Source organism: Virgibacillus carmonensis, assembly GCF_057836705.1.
Window position 1 is genome coordinate 101,900 of record NZ_JBYQFJ010000009.1, and the last position, 17,508, is coordinate 119,407.

At 37.3% G+C, this 17,508-nt stretch carries 16 protein-coding genes, 1 other RNA gene and 1 pseudogene; 5 read left to right on the top strand and 13 right to left on the bottom strand.

The features are described from left to right. Positions 1 to 553: 553 nt before the first annotated feature. Positions 554 to 1,489 (top strand): NADP-dependent oxidoreductase, encoded by a 936-nt coding sequence (locus AC3G7N_RS09460; RefSeq protein WP_489421911.1) that lies wholly within the window; start codon positions 554 to 556, stop codon positions 1,487 to 1,489. Positions 1,490 to 1,575: 86 nt separating this feature from the next. On the opposite strand, the gene AC3G7N_RS09465 is transcribed toward AC3G7N_RS09460, so the two are convergent. Both AC3G7N_RS09465 and AC3G7N_RS09470 read right to left on the bottom strand, forming a co-directional pair. Then, a complete protein-coding gene (locus AC3G7N_RS09465; RefSeq protein WP_489421912.1) occupies positions 1,576 to 2,082 on the bottom strand; it encodes a DNA-deoxyinosine glycosylase in 507 nt (168 codons plus the stop codon). A 116-nt stretch (positions 2,083 to 2,198) separates the two neighbouring features. Continuing rightward, positions 2,199 to 2,351 carry a small acid-soluble spore protein P gene (locus AC3G7N_RS09470; RefSeq protein ID WP_489421913.1) on the bottom strand — a complete coding sequence of 51 codons (153 nt, stop codon included), beginning with the start codon at positions 2,349 to 2,351 and terminating at the stop codon, positions 2,199 to 2,201. A gap of 137 nt (positions 2,352 to 2,488) precedes the next feature. On the opposite strand from AC3G7N_RS09470, the gene AC3G7N_RS09475 reads away from it, so the two are divergent. Continuing rightward, positions 2,489 to 3,436 carry a DMT family transporter gene (locus AC3G7N_RS09475; RefSeq protein WP_489421914.1) on the top strand — a complete coding sequence of 316 codons (948 nt, stop codon included), beginning with the start codon at positions 2,489 to 2,491 and terminating at the stop codon, positions 3,434 to 3,436. Between the two features lie 157 nt (positions 3,437 to 3,593). Here AC3G7N_RS09475 and AC3G7N_RS09480 read toward each other — a convergent pair whose 3' ends face one another. After that, positions 3,594 to 5,027 (bottom strand): MDR family MFS transporter, encoded by a 1,434-nt coding sequence (locus AC3G7N_RS09480; RefSeq protein ID WP_489421915.1) that lies wholly within the window; start codon positions 5,025 to 5,027, stop codon positions 3,594 to 3,596. 120 nt (positions 5,028 to 5,147) lie between these two features. Between AC3G7N_RS09480 and AC3G7N_RS09485 the strand changes: the two genes are divergently transcribed. The 3 genes and pseudogenes from AC3G7N_RS09485 (at position 5,148) to AC3G7N_RS09495 (ending at position 6,290) form a co-directional block, all read left to right on the top strand. Next, positions 5,148 to 5,276: a hypothetical protein gene (locus tag AC3G7N_RS09485; protein ID WP_489421916.1), complete on the top strand. Its 129-nt coding sequence runs from the start codon at positions 5,148 to 5,150 to the stop codon at positions 5,274 to 5,276. A gap of 63 nt (positions 5,277 to 5,339) precedes the next feature. Beyond that, positions 5,340 to 5,594, top strand: a pseudogene (locus AC3G7N_RS09490) (nucleotidyltransferase family protein). An 81-nt stretch (positions 5,595 to 5,675) separates the two neighbouring features. Beyond that, a complete protein-coding gene (locus AC3G7N_RS09495; RefSeq protein WP_489421917.1) occupies positions 5,676 to 6,290 on the top strand; it encodes a PH domain-containing protein in 615 nt (204 codons plus the stop codon). A 72-nt stretch (positions 6,291 to 6,362) separates the two neighbouring features. Here the strand turns inward: AC3G7N_RS09495 and AC3G7N_RS09500 are convergent, their stop codons facing one another. From AC3G7N_RS09500 to AC3G7N_RS09545, 10 genes are all read right to left on the bottom strand, one after another. Further along, positions 6,363 to 6,734 carry a VOC family protein gene (locus AC3G7N_RS09500; protein ID WP_489421918.1) on the bottom strand — a complete coding sequence of 124 codons (372 nt, stop codon included), beginning with the start codon at positions 6,732 to 6,734 and terminating at the stop codon, positions 6,363 to 6,365. Between the two features lie 160 nt (positions 6,735 to 6,894). Further along, positions 6,895 to 8,340, bottom strand: coding sequence for a S8 family serine peptidase (locus AC3G7N_RS09505; RefSeq protein ID WP_489421919.1), 1,446 nt, complete (start codon positions 8,338 to 8,340; stop codon positions 6,895 to 6,897). A gap of 216 nt (positions 8,341 to 8,556) precedes the next feature. Next, a complete protein-coding gene (locus AC3G7N_RS09510; protein WP_489421920.1) occupies positions 8,557 to 9,225 on the bottom strand; it encodes a response regulator in 669 nt (222 codons plus the stop codon). Continuing rightward, the gene (locus AC3G7N_RS09515) at positions 9,203 to 11,056 is read right to left on the bottom strand and encodes a GAF domain-containing sensor histidine kinase (protein ID WP_489421921.1); all 1,854 of its coding nucleotides are present in this window, start codon (positions 11,054 to 11,056) and stop codon (positions 9,203 to 9,205) included. The genes AC3G7N_RS09510 and AC3G7N_RS09515 overlap by 23 nt, the downstream gene beginning before the upstream one ends. A 443-nt stretch (positions 11,057 to 11,499) precedes the next feature. Then, positions 11,500 to 11,683, bottom strand: a non-coding RNA gene (ssrS, locus tag AC3G7N_RS09520) — 6S RNA. Between the two features lie 69 nt (positions 11,684 to 11,752). Continuing rightward, positions 11,753 to 11,893, bottom strand: a complete 141-nt coding sequence (gene sspL / locus AC3G7N_RS09525; RefSeq protein WP_489421922.1) for a small, acid-soluble spore protein L — start codon at positions 11,891 to 11,893, stop codon at positions 11,753 to 11,755. A gap of 53 nt (positions 11,894 to 11,946) precedes the next feature. Next, on the bottom strand, positions 11,947 to 13,551 hold the full coding sequence (locus tag AC3G7N_RS09530) for a fatty acyl-CoA synthetase (RefSeq protein ID WP_489421923.1): 1,605 nt from the start codon (positions 13,549 to 13,551) through the stop codon (positions 11,947 to 11,949). 148 nt (positions 13,552 to 13,699) lie between these two features. Then, positions 13,700 to 14,644, bottom strand: a complete 945-nt coding sequence (gene rbsB, locus AC3G7N_RS09535) for a ribose ABC transporter substrate-binding protein RbsB (RefSeq protein ID WP_489421924.1) — start codon at positions 14,642 to 14,644, stop codon at positions 13,700 to 13,702. A 410-nt stretch (positions 14,645 to 15,054) separates the two neighbouring features. Then, complete coding sequence (locus AC3G7N_RS09540; protein WP_489421925.1) at positions 15,055 to 15,990, bottom strand: ABC transporter permease subunit; 936 nt, start codon at positions 15,988 to 15,990, stop codon at positions 15,055 to 15,057. Then, on the bottom strand, positions 15,987 to 17,495 hold the full coding sequence (locus tag AC3G7N_RS09545) for a sugar ABC transporter ATP-binding protein (RefSeq protein WP_489421926.1): 1,509 nt from the start codon (positions 17,493 to 17,495) through the stop codon (positions 15,987 to 15,989). The genes AC3G7N_RS09540 and AC3G7N_RS09545 overlap by 4 nt, the downstream gene beginning before the upstream one ends. Positions 17,496 to 17,508: the final 13 nt, after the last annotated feature.

Consider the following 17,508-nt stretch of genomic DNA (forward strand, 5'->3'; position numbering starts at 1 on the left):
AACCCCTTAAAAGAAAGGGGGATGAAGCGCGTGATACCAATTGACAAGGTCCTAGAGTTGATGCTAATGTTCTCGACGCTTGTGTTGTTAATTGTGAACAGCCGTGAAAAAAAGTAAGTACCCCATAGATACTGGATGATTACTTTTTTCAATCCCAAAGTATGAAGCCGTCGCACCTTGCAGTAATCTGTTCAGGGTCGTAAGTTGCAGCTTACGACTCCTTTTTCCGGCTCACCTTTTTATTCTATTCATTCATTTTGAAAAAACAACTAAATAATTAAAATGCCTTATCTATCTTGATATTAAGATAATTGCTACGTAACATCCCTATTACATGCAAGCTTTCATTTAATTATACATTAACCTTCCTTAATTTCCACCAATTTTCGACATCATCTAAATACCCATTGTTACCAATGATTAGAAAAGCAATATATTGGGAAAGTAAATATATTGGGAAAGTAAAAATAGTTGGTTTATCATAACTTATATAGGTAATTACTAAACCCTACCCTATTTACAGCTTTTATACACAGAAAGAAGGTTTCATTAAATGAAAGCAATTATTATTGAAGCATATGGTTCCTCCGATCAGTTAATTGAAAAAGAAGTTCCCATGCCTACTATAGATGAAAATCAAGTATTACTGGAACTGCATGCAACATCTATTAATCCAATCGATTGGAAGTTACGCGAAGGCTATTTACAAGAAAAACTTCCATTTGAATTTCCGATAATTTTAGGATGGGATGCCGCAGGAGTCATTAAAGAAGTTGGAGCGAACGTCACAAACTTCCAAATTGGCGATCGTGTGTTTGCTAGGCCTGAGACAACAGCTGGTGGCACGTATGCTGAATTTACATCAGTGGATGAAACGCTTTTAGCAAAAATGCCTGAAAACCTTTCTTTTTCAGAAGCAGCATCCGTCCCTTTAGCAGGACTTACTGCTTGGCAATGTCTCGTTGACTTCTCCAATATAAAATCAGATGACAAAGTGTTAATTCATGCTGGTTCAGGTGGTGTCGGAAGCTTTGCTGTTCAAATTGCCAAAAGTTTTGGGGCGTACGTAGCTTCTACTGCCAGCGGAAAAAATGAAGCGTTTTTAAAGGAACTTGGAGTGGATGAGTTTATTAACTATAAGAAAGAAAACTTTGAAGATGTGATTAAAGACTTTGACATCGTCTTAGATACCATGGGTGGTGTGATTCAGGAGAAAAGCTTTGACGTATTAAAAAAAGGTGGAAAATTAGTATCAATTGTTCAGCCACCAGACGAAAAAGTAGCTGAATCAAAAGGTATCACTGCAGGATTTCATTGGTTAGAACCAGATGGCAAGCAACTTGCAGAAATTGGCAATCTAATTAAAAGAGAAGAAGTGCAAACTAATGTTGGCCACACGTTCTCTTTTAGTCAAGAGGGCTTACAAGAGGCACATACGTTAAGTGAATCCCATCACGCAAAAGGAAAAATCGTGATTAAAATAAAATAGTTACTAAAATGCTTGGAATATTTCTATGTCCAAGCATTTTATTTTGGTTTTTTTTAACAGTAATTTTCTAAGGTCAAAGAAAAACCTCACCTTAGATACTCCAAAATTTGCTTCCATTCTTCCACTTTTCCAGCAAGGGGTTTCGTATACCTTCCAGGGATTGGGCTTGTTGATGGTAATTTGATAACATCCACATGACCTAGCTTTTCCAGATTACTATTTCTCTTCAACGTTTGAAAAGACTTTGTCCCATTGCAGGCAATGAGTCGGATGGTCGGATGCCTCTCAAGTAACCCGGGAATATCATTTGGCTCTTCTTCTATAATGTTGCTATCCAGGCTGCCTTCGCGATAGCACGCACCAATTACATCCCATAATGCAAGATGATTTTGTTTTACAAATGTGATTCTTTCTTGATAATTTGTAAAAGCTTTTTGATTAAACAACAGAAATAAAATATCCCAGAAGTGATTGCGCGGATTTCCGTAATATTGTTGATTTTCCAAAGATATAACACTAGGCATGGAACCAACGATTAATACTGCCGGGTCATCTGAAATTATTGGATCAAGACCAATGAGTTTGGTTGACATTATATCCCCACCCTTCTTATTTCAATATTTATTATCTCGCATTATATGGTTTGTTTTCAATACTCATAGTATATCCCACTATAAAAAGGCAGCCATCAGACTGCCTTTACTATTTTTTACATATCATGTGATGCGTTATTTTTCTGCCTCGAATGATTCTTGTTTTTCACTTTATGCGAGCCACTTAGCGGTTCGCCATATGGTTGCTTGGGACTTTTCGGTAAATTCGGTTCTTCCTGTTGCTTTGGACCTTTTGGATTTTTTGACATACTTATTCTCTCCTTTCCTTTTATACAGTTAGTTTTTCGAAAAGACTAACGATTTATGCATGAAAACATCTATCCGAAAGAAGTGATAATTTGATATGATTACATGAGTAAAGTTCAAATGAATTTGAGGTGACATAATGAAGGCAACGTTAATTGGAATTCTTTCTGCTTTATTTTTCTCTGTTACATTTGTATTAAACCGTGCAATGGAACTTGATGGTGGGAGTTGGGTATGGAGCGCTACGTTACGCTTTTTCTTCATGCTTCCCCTGTTGCTCATAATAGTTGGTTATAAACGAAATGTCAGACCTGTGTTTACACATATTAAAAACCAACCACTTCCATGGATCATATGGAGTACAGTTGGATTTGGATTGTTTTATGCACCACTTACATTTGCAACTATTTATGGACCAGGCTGGCTTGTCGCAGCAACTTTTCAAATTACGATTATTGCGGGTTCCCTGCTCGTACCATTTTTAAATAAGAAAAGGAAACAGCGAATACCAATGCAAAGTATACTTATATCGTTGGTAATACTTACTGGTGTCTTTCTCATGCAGTCAGAACACGCGTCATCAGTACCCATCATTAATGTTATATTATGTGTAATTCCTATTATTATTTCTGCATTTGCCTTTCCACTTGGAAATCGTAAAATGATGCAGGTTGTGAATGGTCAATTAAACACGTTCCAACGTATTTTGGGGATGACAATTGCAAGCATGCCATTTTGGATTTTCTTATCTATCTATGGAATGGCAACACAGGGTGTGCCTAGTTCAAGTCAAGTTTTACAAACATTTATAGTGGCCGTTTCATCCGGTGTTATTGCAACCGTATTATTTTTCTACGCTACTGAACTTGTCAATCATGATAATCACAAGCTTGCAGCAATTGAAGCAACTCAGTCTGGGGAAGTTATCTTTGCCCTATTTGGCGAGCTACTACTGTTGAGTGCACCGTTACCAAGTGGTATTTCATTCATTGGGATGGGATTAGTTGTGGCAGGAATGATCTTACATAGTGTAGTATCATCACTTGGGAATCGAAAACAATTACTTATTTATAAAAAGGTTTCTTGAGAATAAGAAAAGCTCAGAGCGCTTTGAAAGACACGACAAGCATAAGCAGAGCGTGCAGTGTGGGTGCTTTGCTCGCGCGGAAGCGAACTGCTTATGTCTCGAGCGTTTTTCAAGGCGCTGGAGCTAGACCGATAATCGCTAAAATTTTATACTTTTTTTATGCGTTCCTTTCTTCCCGTGCCATTGCTTCTCGTTCCTGAGCCGGTGTCGTTCCTTTTATAAAGAAAGATAAAATTAGCCCAATAAAGGTTAGGGCTGTCACCACATAAAAAGCAATATTAACTCCATGGATAAGTCCACTTGGGTCTCCCGAGCTAAGTGCTGAGGCTGTCATAATCGTAATCAGAACGGCTGTACCAATTGATGCAGCTACTTGACGCATTGTGTTGTTCATCGCTGTACCATGTGGTATAAGCCTGTTTGGTAACTGGTTAAGTCCAGCAGTCGTCGCAGGCATCATCACCATGGAAATACCAAACATCCGAATAGCAAAAACAACGGTTAAATAGGTCAATGACGTGTTAGCTGTTAGATCAGTAAACAAAAAGGAAGTCACTGTTACAATCGTCAAACCGGTAATGACTAGCCAACGGGCACCAATTTTGTCAAATATTCTTCCTGTTACTGGTGACATGAATCCCATCAACAATGCTCCGGGCATAATCATAATTCCAGATTCAATCGCTGTAAAGCCAGCCATATTTTGCATATATATTGGAAGCATTGTTTCTGCGCCAATGAGCCCAATAAATGCAATCATTCCAATCACAGTCGTAATGGTAAACACTTTGTACTTAAATACACGAAACTCTAAAATCGGTTGTTTCAACTTAAACTGTCTGGTTATAAAAGCGGTAAGTGAAATTGCACCAATTAAAAGTGATAACATCACATAAAAACTTGTCCATCCGTAATTACCTGCACTACTAACCCCATATAATAAACCACCGAAACCAAGTGTAGATAACACAATAGATAAATAATCTACCTTAGGAAAGGTTCTTGTTGTGACATTTTTCATCACAAAATATGCGATAATTATATCAATAATTGCAAATGGCAAAATAATATAAAACAAATATCTCCATGGATAATGCTGAACAATCCACCCAGATAATGTTGGTCCAATTGCAGGAGCAAACGAAATAACCAGTCCTACCATTCCCATCGCGGACCCACGTTTTTCAATAGGGAAAATCAATAAAAATATTGTCATCATTAATGGCAACATAATTCCGGCCCCGGAGGCTTGGATAATCCTTCCTATCATTAAGACAGCAAAATTTGGAGAGAGTGCACAAACGAGTGTACCCACTGCAAAAATGATCATTGCCGTTAAAAATAACTTACGTGTTGTAAATGTCTCAATCAAAAAAGCTGTAATAGGTATCATGATGCCATTCACTAACATAAAAATGGTCGTTACCCATTGAGCTGTATTTTCCGTTAGGTTCAAATCTTCCATAATATGTGGAATTGCCGTAGCTAATAATAATTGATTTAGAATAGCAATAAAAGCGCCAGAGAGTAACACTGCAACGATTGGAAACTTATTTATATTTTTTAAATCCCCTGAATAATCCTTTTTCAAGACTTTCCCCTCCTCTTCATGTGCGCTTTTTTCAGTTGTAGATTAATCTGCATGATAAGAATTATATGGAAGTTGTGACCGTACTGTCAATGATAGGGGCTTAGTTTTTTTCTAAACAGGGTGATATACTATTACGATAAATCATGCATTAAAAAAGAGGAGATACACGATAAAATTGAAAGTGAAGCTGATATTATTCGAAGCATTTACAAGGATGAATGGATGATGGATGTCTTAGAAGCAGCATAATCATCAGACTTACCAGATTGGTGGATTTGCGCAGGATTTGTTCGGTCCAAAACTTGGGATGTTATCCATGGATTTGATGAAAGGACTCCCACCCGACGATGTTGACGTTGATTATTTTGGTAAAAAATCCATAGATGAAACCGAAGAAAAACGTCTAGAAATACTCGGATGCACAGTATAAATAACATGGAACCTTATTCAAGTACGGAGGATGCTATCGCGAAGCTTCCAGGAACGGTGACATCCATAGGTGTAAAGCTAGTCGTGACTTTGCCACATGGTGCTGAAGATATTCTGAATATGGTTACAATTAAGTAAATTGTAACATTACTAAAAATAAAAAGTTTGTATGATACAATAATCATGTATTCATAACTTTTCGATGAGGGGACTGGTAAAATGTTTGGAAAAGTGGCGTCAGATGTACTTGGTATTAGTGATGTTGGAAAAGTAATCAAACCGGTAGATTTCGATAAGGTTGACTCAGATGATTACGTCATGCATGAAGATGACGAAAAAATATTCTTTTTGATTAAATCGCGTTCAGATGAATATTGTTTCACAAACAAAGCATTAATTCATGTGGATGGAACAAGTGCGGCAAGCAAAAAACGCACGCTTCGTCGTTTTGATTACCGTTACAATATCATCTCAGAGGTTACTTTAGAAACAGCCGGGACGTTGGATAGGGATGTCGAAATCCAGTTCAAAATGGGCCAAAACATTCACAGCATTGATGTTCATAAGGATCACCTAGACGAACTTAAGGATTTATACAAAGCACTCATCACGATTACAGAAACGATTAAGAATAATGAAACATACATTAACTACTCTAGACAAAGCCTTGATTTTGCTTCCTCTACTTTAAGTAACAGTAGAAGCAATGAAAGTAAATTGTCTGATGAGTTTAAAGAAATCAATGAAGCTGTTTTTGATTGGCTTGTTGAGAATAAGGATAAGTACAGTGTGAAAGATTTTGGCTACGTTTTTGAACGTTATATAAACAATTAATAAATAAGGCAACCCGTCAACGGTGGCGTGTTGTCTTATTTATTGGGGATGGGCTCTCACAAGTTAAAACTATTAATTCATCCACTCCAAAAATTCGAGGCGATTTCCAAAAGGATCATCTAAGTAAAATCTATTTGCACCAGGAAGCCTGTCGTCAACTAAAAAAGATACATTATTTTCATTCAGATGCTCCTTTAATGCTTCAATATTTTTAACATGAAACGCTGGATGGGCTTTTTTCGCAGGAGTAAAATTCTCTTCCATTCCAATATGGAGCTGAATCATTCCTCCCCTGAACCAAACCCCACCATTCTTTTGTAGTATCTTTGGCTTTTCTATTTCCCTAAAGCCTAACAAATCCTTAAAAAACGCCCTCGCCTTGTTTTCCTTATTTACCGGTGCTGCAAGCTGTACATGGTCAATCACTTCGTATTGATAAGTCATATTATCTTCCTCCTTCACTTTATATGATAGCTTATCAGCGCTATTAAAAATAATACTGAATTGCAATCAACTATGTAAGGTTTTGATTATACCCCACAATACAAAAAGATCAGTCTCAATTAAGAAACTGATCTTTCTTGGATTGCTATCACGTATAGCGTTATTTCTCTAAGGGATGACGCTTATTAACGTTACTATTTTGATCCCCATTAAAAACCTGATCTACTGCTTCATAAGCATTCACATAACCAGCTCCTGCTTCCCATTCCTCATAACCTGGCATGTCAGTTGCTGTTAGTTGTATTATCTCTTTTATCTCAGCAGGAGATAATACTGGATTTGCTTCCAGCATTAACGCGACGATTCCTGCCACGTGCGGTGTCGCCATAGAAGTTCCACTCATTGTTGTGTAGAAAGGTAAATATGCAGGGGCAATCAATTCTGCATCTTTTGCCGCGCCCAATGATGAAACAGGTGCTACTGTTCTTGTTGAAATAATATCAACACCTGGTGCGGTTATGGTCGGGCTGTCTTCCCACGTCCATGTTTCCCCGTCAATTTCAAATGTGCCACCTTTACCTTCCGTCCCACGTGAAGAAAAATCAGCTAGTGTACTACCATCCTTCTCACCTGCCGCAACCGAAATAACCCACGGTGCTTTTGCGTATGGATTATGCGTATTTTCCTCTGGTCCAGCATTTCCGGCGGCGAACAAAACGGTAATTCCACGATCGTATGCTTTCTTACTTGCTATATTTACAGGATCATTCGGATCAAACTCCCCCGTTGACCCCCATGAATTTGTAATCACGCGAATATTATATTCAGACTGGTGTGTAACGGCATAATCAAAACCACCGATAGCATCTAAAATAAATAATGCTGCACCTGAACCATAACCAATTAAATCAGCACCAGGAGCAACCCCTTCATACAATCCACCAGACATTTCACCTGTTCCTCCAACAGTACCAGCAACATGTGTACCATGACCTGAATTCGTATCTGTATTTGGCACATTCTCAACATAGGTTATTGGCAATAGGTCTGGTGCCAAACTGTTTAAATTTGCATTTGCCATAACATTTTCCACTAGATGTGTGCCATATTCAAGATCTTGATGAGTGCCATCTACACCACTATCATTTATAACAACCCCAATTCCCTTTCCACTTACAGGAAGGCCACCGTTTTGTTTTCTCATTTGCTCATCGGTTCGAACTTTATCAACCCCTGTAAGATCGGTCGAATCCGAATTATAATAGGAAAGTTTACGATTAAGATAAATGGAACGGATAGTGTCATTACTTTTCAAGGAATCAATCTGCTTTTTTGTAATAACTGTTGCTATCATTGGTAAAGATCTTAAGGTTATTCCTTTTGTAACTCCATTTTTTTCTAAGATGTTTAAATTTTCAATTGTAGGTTTGTCATCCCCGTAAAAGGTAATGATAACCTCAAATTGACTCTCACCATCTTCTATAGCCTGCTGTAATAGTGGATCAATTGTTACTGTCTCTGACGTGGCATTAACTTTATTCAATCCACTAAATAAAAGTGGGAACACTAAGCCTACTATTAAGATTAAATGAATAAATTTCTTCAATTGCTTCTCCTCCTGATTTTAATTAAATTTTCTATCACTTTAATTATGAATTAGGAAGGCAAATTTTTCTATTGAGCAAAGGTTATAAAAACAATTAGTAAAGGAACTATTTCTTGCTCATACAAAAGTATTAGTAGATTAGTACTTTAGAAGAAAAGTTATCAACTTGAACGCCAAAATCTTTAAATTTCTATTACATGTAATCAGTTTACGCACTTAATTATTCTTTTTGTCTTTTAATGATGGAATTGGAACTAGTTGATTCTGCACTGCATGAATAATTACTTGCGAACGGCTTTTTACATTCAATTTTTTAAATATCTTACTCACGTGTATTTTAACAGTCTTATCACTTATAAAGAGTTTTCCGGCAATTTCCTTATTACTTAAACCTTCTAGCAAGCACATTAGCACCTCTTTTTCACGTTCACTTAGTTCACCTGATTTTTCATCCTCCATTCCACTTTTTTGTTGGTGAAAGGATAACAACTTTTTTGTCATAGAAGGATGAATAACAGACTCTCCATTTGCAACTGTTCTTATTGCTTCTATAACCTGTTCGGAAGGAGCATCTTTTAATATATATCCATCCGCACCTTCACGAATGGCTGCCATAAAATATTCTTCATGACTATGCATCGTTAATATACAAACTTTTATGGCAGGAAATTCTTCTTTTAAAATTCGAGTAACTTCAATTCCGTTTCGATTAGGTAAATTAATATCCATTAAAACAATATCAGGTTTAATGTGGCCAATCTTAATTAAAGCATCATCGCCTGAAACCGCTTCTCCTACAACTTTAATATCATTTTCCAGTTCAATAATGTTTTTCAAACCGTCCCTTAGTACAGCATGATCATCAACTAACATAACCTTTATCATCCTTCACCCCCCCTTCTAAATCCATTTTTGGAATAATAACGGAAATTTCTGTGCCCTCTTCAACCTTACTATTTATTTGCAAGGTACCATTAATTTTTTCAACGACTTCATTCATATTTAATATTCCAAAATGAGAATTTTCCGCAGCCTTAATCATTTCATGAAAAAGAGAGAATCCCACACCATAATCCTTCATTCGCAGGAATATTTGTTGTGGTTGATAGCTTAACAGAATATCAATACTTTCCGTTTTACTATGTTTCAAACTATTCGTTATGCTTTCCTGAAAAATATCAAATAACACCTTTTCAGCCATTGAGCTTAAGGAACATTCTATTCCACGAACTTCAAAACTCACCTTAACATTGTATTCTGGATTTATATTTTCTATCTTCTTTGTTATTGCTGGAATTAATCCAACACGTTCTGTCGGATAAGGCCTAAGCGCATAAATAGATTCACGTACCTCTTTTAAGCTGTTCCTTAGCTTAGAAATACTTCCAGAAATTAGTTTTAATGTCTCATCAGGCTTCGCTTGAAATTTACGTTCTGCTGTTTCTAGACTCATTATCGCACCTGCAAGTGACTGGGCAACACCATCATGAATTTCTCTAGCAATACGATTTCTTTCCTCAAGAATAAGTCTCTTTTCTTGTTCTTTAATCAATGTTCTTGTTTTTATTATAATAGCCAATTGATTAGCAAATGTAGCAATTGAACTTATGTCGTCCTCACCAAAACTTTTTGTACGACTACGACCAACAATTAAAATACCTACAATCTCATTGTCTATCATTAGAGGGGCATACACAAATGACTTAATATGTACATCAAAGTAAGCTGTACCTATGCCAATATCGATTTTACGATTCTCAAAAGCAATTGTTTTTTTCATGCCTTCAACAATTTCAATCTCTGCGTCAGTTAGTTCAAAGTCTTTTTTGATTCCCCCTTCTGCGTACCTTTTAATCCACTTTTCATTCTTCCTCACCCATAAGCCACTTGCATCTACATCCACAAAAGCATGGAATCTTGATTTCATACTATCCAGCCAATCCTCTGTTGGAACCATCGTATTTAATTCTGATGTTATGGAAAATAAAGCTTTTAATCTGTTTTTCTCCTTTTTGAGTCGGAAAATAACTGCACTAAGTAATGAGAGCCCAACAAGGGGTGAAAAGAAAAAGAAAAAAGAGAAAAAGTCAACATTTCCTCTATTTTGGCTTCCAAGTAAAAATAACGTAAACCCATAAATTAATGAGATAAATGCACTGTTTAATTCTGATATTGATTTTTGTTTCCATGCTTGAAAAGGATAGATTTGAGGACGTAAGGCTAAAATAATATCAACCATTAAATTGTTCAAAATATGAAAAGAAAGTAGGAGTAAGCCATATTTTAAAACTTCATCAATAAATGCGGTATTATAAAAAATGTAAGGCTCAACTATTTTTATTAACTTAACAGCAATGTAAAAACTCAACACCAATTGGGCTGTATTAAAAAGGATAATACGTAAAGGCCGTTTACTAATTAGATTCACTACAAATAATGTAATTGCATAAATGATCAGGGTATAAGCGAGACCGTATGTAAGATAAAGTGTAAAGACTATAGGGAAATTAATTGTAGTATTGCCCTTCCAAACAGGGATGGGATAGTACTCACAAATTGCTATAAATACAGCAAATAACACTAGAATGATAGGTTCTTTAGGAGTATGTAACTGGAATGAATAAAAGAGGACAATCCCAGCCCCAATAATTGATATAATGGTCATAAGTATTTTTGCGTTTGATTCTTTCTGTTGTATGAGATGTTGTCGATTCATCTTAGCACCCTATTTCAAAATATAAGTTACTATAAATTCTATACGAAGTTAATGATTATGCCAAATATTATTAATAATATAAAAAGTCTAGACTAGTCTAATGAAGAGACACTGACCAATCTAGACCCAAACCCAATAAGTTTGTATGATGATTTTCTCAAAAGTAGAGAGACATTACTATTCACTAAATGGGTTAGTTAATTAGTACAAAAGTACTATATATTAAAAAAAGCGCAAGCTCCTTGAGAGACACGACAAGCATAAGCAGAGCGGTGTAGTTTGGGTGCTTTGCTCGTGCGGAAGCGAACTGCTTGTGTGTTTAGGTGCTGGAGCTAGACATATAATCGCCAAAATTTATGCTTTCTTTGCTACTAAAAAACCTATCCAATAAACGCAAAAAGACCAGCTCCCAAAAGGAAACTGGTCTTCATTAATTTTAAAAGTTATAAGCCACAATTGCCGTATTTCAAATAAAAAGTTTTAAACCACCACTCCTCAAAGTGGGTGTTTGCAAAAACCTTCCTGTCTTCCTCTCATTGAAGGCCCGACATTTCAGTTCTTATATAAAACTCCCTATTATAATGTTAGAGGTTAAAACTTAAATTAATACGAACAATGTAGCTTATTTATATCTTACACCTTACCACTCAAAATGACAATAGAAATTTTACCCATTTATTGCATTTATCTTTTTGGTTATCTTTTTGTATTCGTTTTTTTAGCTCTGTCTTCTAACTCTGAATGTGGTCTTTGATTTGCCACATCCTCTGTATTACCTTGTGGGTTCACACTTGAATTTACTTTTCGCTTATTATAGTTGTCATTTTTTTCACTCACTTGAAACACCTCCATTTGGTAGTGTTTCAATTTCTGTATTCATTTATGCAATCCTATTTTTCACCAAGATCCTCATACTCATCACGCAGGGCTCTCTTTAAAACCTTCCCACTTGGATTCTTAGGCAATGTTTCTGCAAAATCCACATATTTTGGCACCTTAAATGTAGATAATTTGGATTTACAAAAATTAATAACATCATCTTTTGTAATACTTGCATCTTTTTTCGGTACAATAATTGCGGTGACGGCCTCAATCCAATATGCATCAGGAATACTAACCACTGCTGCTTCGGACACGCCGTCCAGCTGATAAATTGTTTCTTCTACTTCTCTGCTGGAAACATTCACACCACCCGTATTGATCATGTCTTTTTTCCGATCGACAATCGTGACATAACCTTCATCATCCATCACACCTAAATCCCCACTGTGGAACCATCCACCTCGAAAAGCTTCCGCTGTCTTTTCAGGATCATATAAATATCCTTTCATTATATGTGGTGTACGATGGACAATCTCCCCGATCTCATTGCGTGGGACTTCATTATCCTCATCATCAACTATTTTCGTCTGTACATTTAATGAGGCTTTTCCGGCTGAACCTAATTTCCGGAGCTGATCCTCCGGTTGCAGCGCTGTAGCAAGTGGGGACACTTCTGTTTGTCCATAAAAGTTCCAAAACTTTGCGTTTGGCAGGCGTTCAGCTAATTCTTTTAAGATTTCCCTTGGCATAATAGCAGCGCCATAATAGCATTTCTCCAATGTGGAGAGATCTTTTTTATCGAAATCCGGATGACGCAATAATGCTATCCAAACTGTAGGTGGACAAAATAACTGTGTCGCTCCTTCTTCTTCAATTGTTTTTAATATCGCTTCAGGACTAGCAGCACCAAGAACTATCCCACTTGAACCAATATAAACACTCGGCCCTAAAAATACATGTAATTGAGCGCTATGATAAAGCGGTAATGCGTGAATTGCAACGTCTCGCGCCTCCATCTTCCCATCAACAATACAACTTACATACTCACTTACTAAGCTTTTATGTGTGAGCATAACCCCTTTTGGTCGTGACTCTGTGCCACTTGTATATAAAACATGAGCAAGGTCATCATCGGCAAGGTCAGCGTCAACAAAATCAGTAGGCTGACTTCTCTTCAGAACTGACAATAACTCCCAATCAGACACTATTCCCTCTTTTTCAAAATTTGCTGGAACATCCATTAAGTATCGGTGTTTAATTTCAAGTGTTTCTGACGATTTATCCAAAACTGGAGCGAATTCTTCTGACGCTATAAAACCACTAACTTTCGCATGCTCTAAAATATACTGAACATCTTCTACTGAAAGCATATAATTGATAGGAATCATTACAGCTCCTATACGCGCTAAGGCAAAATTAACTACTACGAAATCCAAGCTATTTTTAGACATAACTGTAATCATTTCGCCTTTTTGCATTCCTCTTTCCAAAAAAGCGTGTGCTGTCTGATTCACCAAATCATCCAAATCGGCATAGGAAAGACGATGTTCTTGATAGGTAATAGCGAGCTTATTAGGATTCCGATCCCTTGTCCGCGCTAGTAAATCACCTAATGTATTTCTTCTTGCACGTTCCAACGTATTAGAAAGTGATGTCTGTCCATTTGTCTGCATGTTCATATGCCACCCTTTTTAAATTGAATTTTCTTTCTTTTATTTTATTTCAGATAACTCAGAATGGCAAGGCTTTCTTTTTATATTATTGACATAACATGATCCAACAAAAAAGGCCATCCGATAAGATGACCTGATCAATGACTATTTATTCTGTTACAAGTTGTAATTCAACTGGAATAAATTCTTCTACTTTGTCTCCAGCAGCGACTTTTCCTGCCGCCTCAATAGCCTTTTGCCCTATAAGTTTTGGTTGCTGAGCAACTGTTGCATCCATACGGCCATCTTTAACTGCTGCACGAGCATCATCTGTTGCATCAAAACCTACTACGACAACTTTCTCTAACATGCCGTTTGATTCTAACGCTTGTACTGCACCAAGTGCCATTTCATCATTATGAGCAAATACTGCATCAATCTGGTCTACGCTTTGAATAATGTTTTCCATAACAGTTAAACCTTCTGTTCGGTCAAAGTTAGCTGATTGCTGCGCTACAACTTCAATACCATCAATGGCATCGATAATATTATGGAATCCTTCTCCACGTTCGCGCGTTGCCGATGCACCTGGGATCCCTTCTAATTCGACTACATTCCCACTATCTCCAAGTTGTTCAGCAATGAATTTCCCTGCCATTTCTCCACCTGCTACATTATCTGAAGCGATATGTGTAACAACTTCGCCCCCCTCTGCACTTCTATCAACCGTGATTACCGGAACACCAGCATCATTTGCCAATTGAATTGCAGAAGTCACAGCTGCTGAATCAGTAGGGTTTATTAAAAGTACGTCTATTTCCTGCTGTAATAAATCTTCAATATCGCCTAACTGTGTTGCTGCATCATTTTGTGCATTTGAAGTAAGGACTTCATAACCCGCTTCTTTTGCAGCCGCTTCCGCACCATCACGCAACGATACAAAAAATGGGTTGTTTAATGTAGATATCGATAATCCAATTTTTAACTTACCCTCTAATCCACTATCACTTGCTTCTTCTGATTCATCTGATGAACCAGGTTTTTCAGTTGAGCAAGCTGCGACAATTACCAATAATAATGCTAAAACCCCTAATGTCTTAATCCATTTATTCATGTGTGTTTCCTCCTATAAGTTTTTATTTAAAGCTGTTTCTAAAAGATTGTTGTTTTTGCTACAAAATCAATAAACTACGGTAGTGCGGCAACGCCCGATTCCGCTTCGGACAGTCGCTTTCCGCGGGCAACGCTTCAGCTTCCTCGGAAGCAAAAACCGTTCCTGCGGGATCTTCAGCTATTGCTTTTCTAAGCAGGAGTCGACTGCCCTACGCTCCAACCAAACGCCGTGCTAGCGAAGGAAATATACGAAGACTCCAGCGAGGAGGCTCAGCGCAAGCCCTAAGGTGCGCGTAGTGTATTTCCGGAGCGGTATGTTATGACACAATTTTTCGCAAGGATTAAATAACAACAAAACTTACGAAAAGAGCCTATTTAAGAGATGCTCGAATCAAGCATCATCATACTTCTTTATTTAGAACGTCGATCAAGCAATACGGCGAGTAGAATGACGCCACCTTTAACAATTTGCTGGTAAAATGATGACACATTCAACAGGTTTAAACCATTATCTAATACACCGATGATCAATGCACCAATTAAAGTACCAACGATTCGACCGCGACCACCCATTAAGCTTGTACCACCGATAACAACTGCTGCGATTGCGTCTAGCTCATACATCGATCCAGCGGTTGGTTGTGCAGAATTTAATCGACTCGTTAAAATGATTCCTGCCAATACAGATAACATACCAGTTAATGAATATACCCAGATTTTCACACGATCAGCTTTAATTCCTGAAAGTGTTGAAGCTTCTTCATTTCCCCCGACTGCATATACTTGTCTTCCAAAAACTGTTTTGCGGAGAACGAAGAATAATATAAGAAATACACCTAGCATCACTATTACCGGGAAAGGAATACCGAAAATATAGCCACGACCAATCATTTCAAATGTGAAGCTATCAGATAAACCAGTAATCGGTCGTCCATCTGTGTATACAAGTGTTGCCCCTCTGAAAATAGTCATGGTTGCTAAAGTTGCGATAAACGGTGCCACTTTTCCTTTAGTAATGATGAGACCGTTCACAGCACCTAATACTAAACCTATCAATAGACCTACAAAGACAGCTAATAGTGGGTCCATTCCGCTTGTCAGCATTCCTGCCGTAAGTGCGCTGCCTAACGCCAAAATAGAACCAACAGATAAATCAATGCCAGCAGTCAAAATAACAAACGTCATACCAAATGCAATTAAAGCATTAATCGAAACCTGGCGTAACAAGTTTAAAATATTATCAAATGTAAAAAAGTCATCACTTAGAAAACCTAGTATAATCATTATTAGAATGAGTCCTATAAATGGACCAATTTTAGCAAAGTTTGTAACTAGTAGTCTTTTCATTTTGCTTCACTCCCTCCCGTAGCCGCCGTCATAATTTTCTCCTGGTCGGCTTCATGTCGTTCAAATGTACGTGTGATCTTACCCTCGTGGATTACCATAATACGATCACTAACACCTAGAATTTCCGGAAGTTCTGATGAAATCATGATAATAGCTACACCTTTTTCAGTTAGTTCATTCATAATGGTATAAATCTCTTTTTTGGCACCTACATCCACACCTCGAGTTGGCTCATCAAGAATGAGAAGTTTGGGATTAATTCCAAGCCATTTTGCGATAACAACCTTTTGTTGGTTACCACCACTTAAGGATTTGACTTCTTGCTCTCCACCAGTGGTTTTCACCTTAAGGCGAGTAATCAAATCGCCAATTAGGGTGTTCTCTTTTGACGATGAAATAACACCTTTGCTAGAAATCGCTTTCATATTTGTAAGTGAAATGTTTTCACGGATTGATGAATGTAAAACTAACCCTTTTGCTTTTCGGTCCTCCGTAATAAATCCGATACCCGCACGAATAGCGTCGAGTGGATGGCTAATCGCTAGTGTTCTCCCATCTAATGTAACATTGCCATTACTTTTCTTATCGTAGCCAAAAACAGTCTCCATGATTTCTGTTCGACCAGCTCCCATTAGCCCTGAGACACCAAGAATTTCACCTTTTTTTACATGGAAATTAATGTTCTGGAATAAACCTTTTCGCTCCAAATCCTTCACTTCAAAAACTATATCTCCAATATTTCCGGTTCTCACGGGGAAGCGTTCTCCAAGTTCTCGACCTACCATCATTTTCACAATCGCGTCGAAACTTGTTTCCGAGATAATTTCTGTGCCAACGTACTCACCATCACGCAATACAGTTATCCGATCGCAAATGGTGAATATTTCTTCCATTCTATGAGAAATATAAATAATTCCTACTTCTCTTTTCCGCAAATTCTCAACTACCTTAAAAAGATTCTCTATTTCTCGTTCTGTTAAAGCGGCTGTAGGTTCGTCCATTACAATCAGCTCCGCGTCAGTTGCCAGGGCACGTGCAATTTCGATCATCTGTTGTTTTCCAACTGATAAATCCCCTGCTGACTCATCCGGTTGAATGTTTGTCACACCTAATTTACGTAAGCTTTCTCTTGTTTGCTTTTTCATTTCTTTTGTATTTAAAATACCTGTTTTACCAAACGTCAATTCTTTCCCTAAAAACATGTTTTCTGCAACAGTCAAATGTGGGATAATATTTAATTCTTGATGGATCACAACTATCCCTTCTTTTTCTGCCTGTTTTGGACTTGAAAAATCTACTTCTTCACCTTTCACCTTTATTAATCCATCATCACGAGCATGAATTCCAGTTAAAACTTTAACCAACGTCGATTTACCCGCACCATTTTCCCCCATTAATGCATGAACTTCACCAGGTAGTACCTGAAAGTGAACATCTTTTAATACTTGATTTCCTGAAAAAGATTTATCAATATGTTCCATTTCAATAAAAGGTGCTACAGTCATTTTTATCACCCCA

What these genes read in the sequence shown, in the direction of transcription:
- AC3G7N_RS09515 (WP_489421921.1), bottom strand. Translation starts at nt 11,056, where the DNA reads ATGAATCGACAACATCTCATACAACAGAAAGAATCAAACGCAAAAATA.
- AC3G7N_RS09465 (WP_489421912.1), bottom strand. Translation starts at nt 2,082, where the DNA reads ATGTCAACCAAACTCATTGGTCTTGATCCAATAATTTCAGATGACCCG.
- AC3G7N_RS09540 (WP_489421925.1), bottom strand. Translation starts at nt 15,990, where the DNA reads ATGAAAAGACTACTAGTTACAAACTTTGCTAAAATTGGTCCATTTATA.
- AC3G7N_RS09460 (WP_489421911.1), top strand. Translation starts at nt 554, where the DNA reads ATGAAAGCAATTATTATTGAAGCATATGGTTCCTCCGATCAGTTAATT.
- rbsB (WP_489421924.1), bottom strand. Translation starts at nt 14,644, where the DNA reads ATGAATAAATGGATTAAGACATTAGGGGTTTTAGCATTATTATTGGTA.
- AC3G7N_RS09475 (WP_489421914.1), top strand. Translation starts at nt 2,489, where the DNA reads ATGAAGGCAACGTTAATTGGAATTCTTTCTGCTTTATTTTTCTCTGTT.
- AC3G7N_RS09530 (WP_489421923.1), bottom strand. Translation starts at nt 13,551, where the DNA reads ATGCAGACAAATGGACAGACATCACTTTCTAATACGTTGGAACGTGCA.
- AC3G7N_RS09510 (WP_489421920.1), bottom strand. Translation starts at nt 9,225, where the DNA reads ATGATAAAGGTTATGTTAGTTGATGATCATGCTGTACTAAGGGACGGT.
- AC3G7N_RS09495 (WP_489421917.1), top strand. Translation starts at nt 5,676, where the DNA reads ATGTTTGGAAAAGTGGCGTCAGATGTACTTGGTATTAGTGATGTTGGA.
- AC3G7N_RS09470 (WP_489421913.1), bottom strand. Translation starts at nt 2,351, where the DNA reads ATGTCAAAAAATCCAAAAGGTCCAAAGCAACAGGAAGAACCGAATTTA.
- AC3G7N_RS09500 (WP_489421918.1), bottom strand. Translation starts at nt 6,734, where the DNA reads ATGACTTATCAATACGAAGTGATTGACCATGTACAGCTTGCAGCACCG.
- AC3G7N_RS09545 (WP_489421926.1), bottom strand. Translation starts at nt 17,495, where the DNA reads ATGACTGTAGCACCTTTTATTGAAATGGAACATATTGATAAATCTTTT.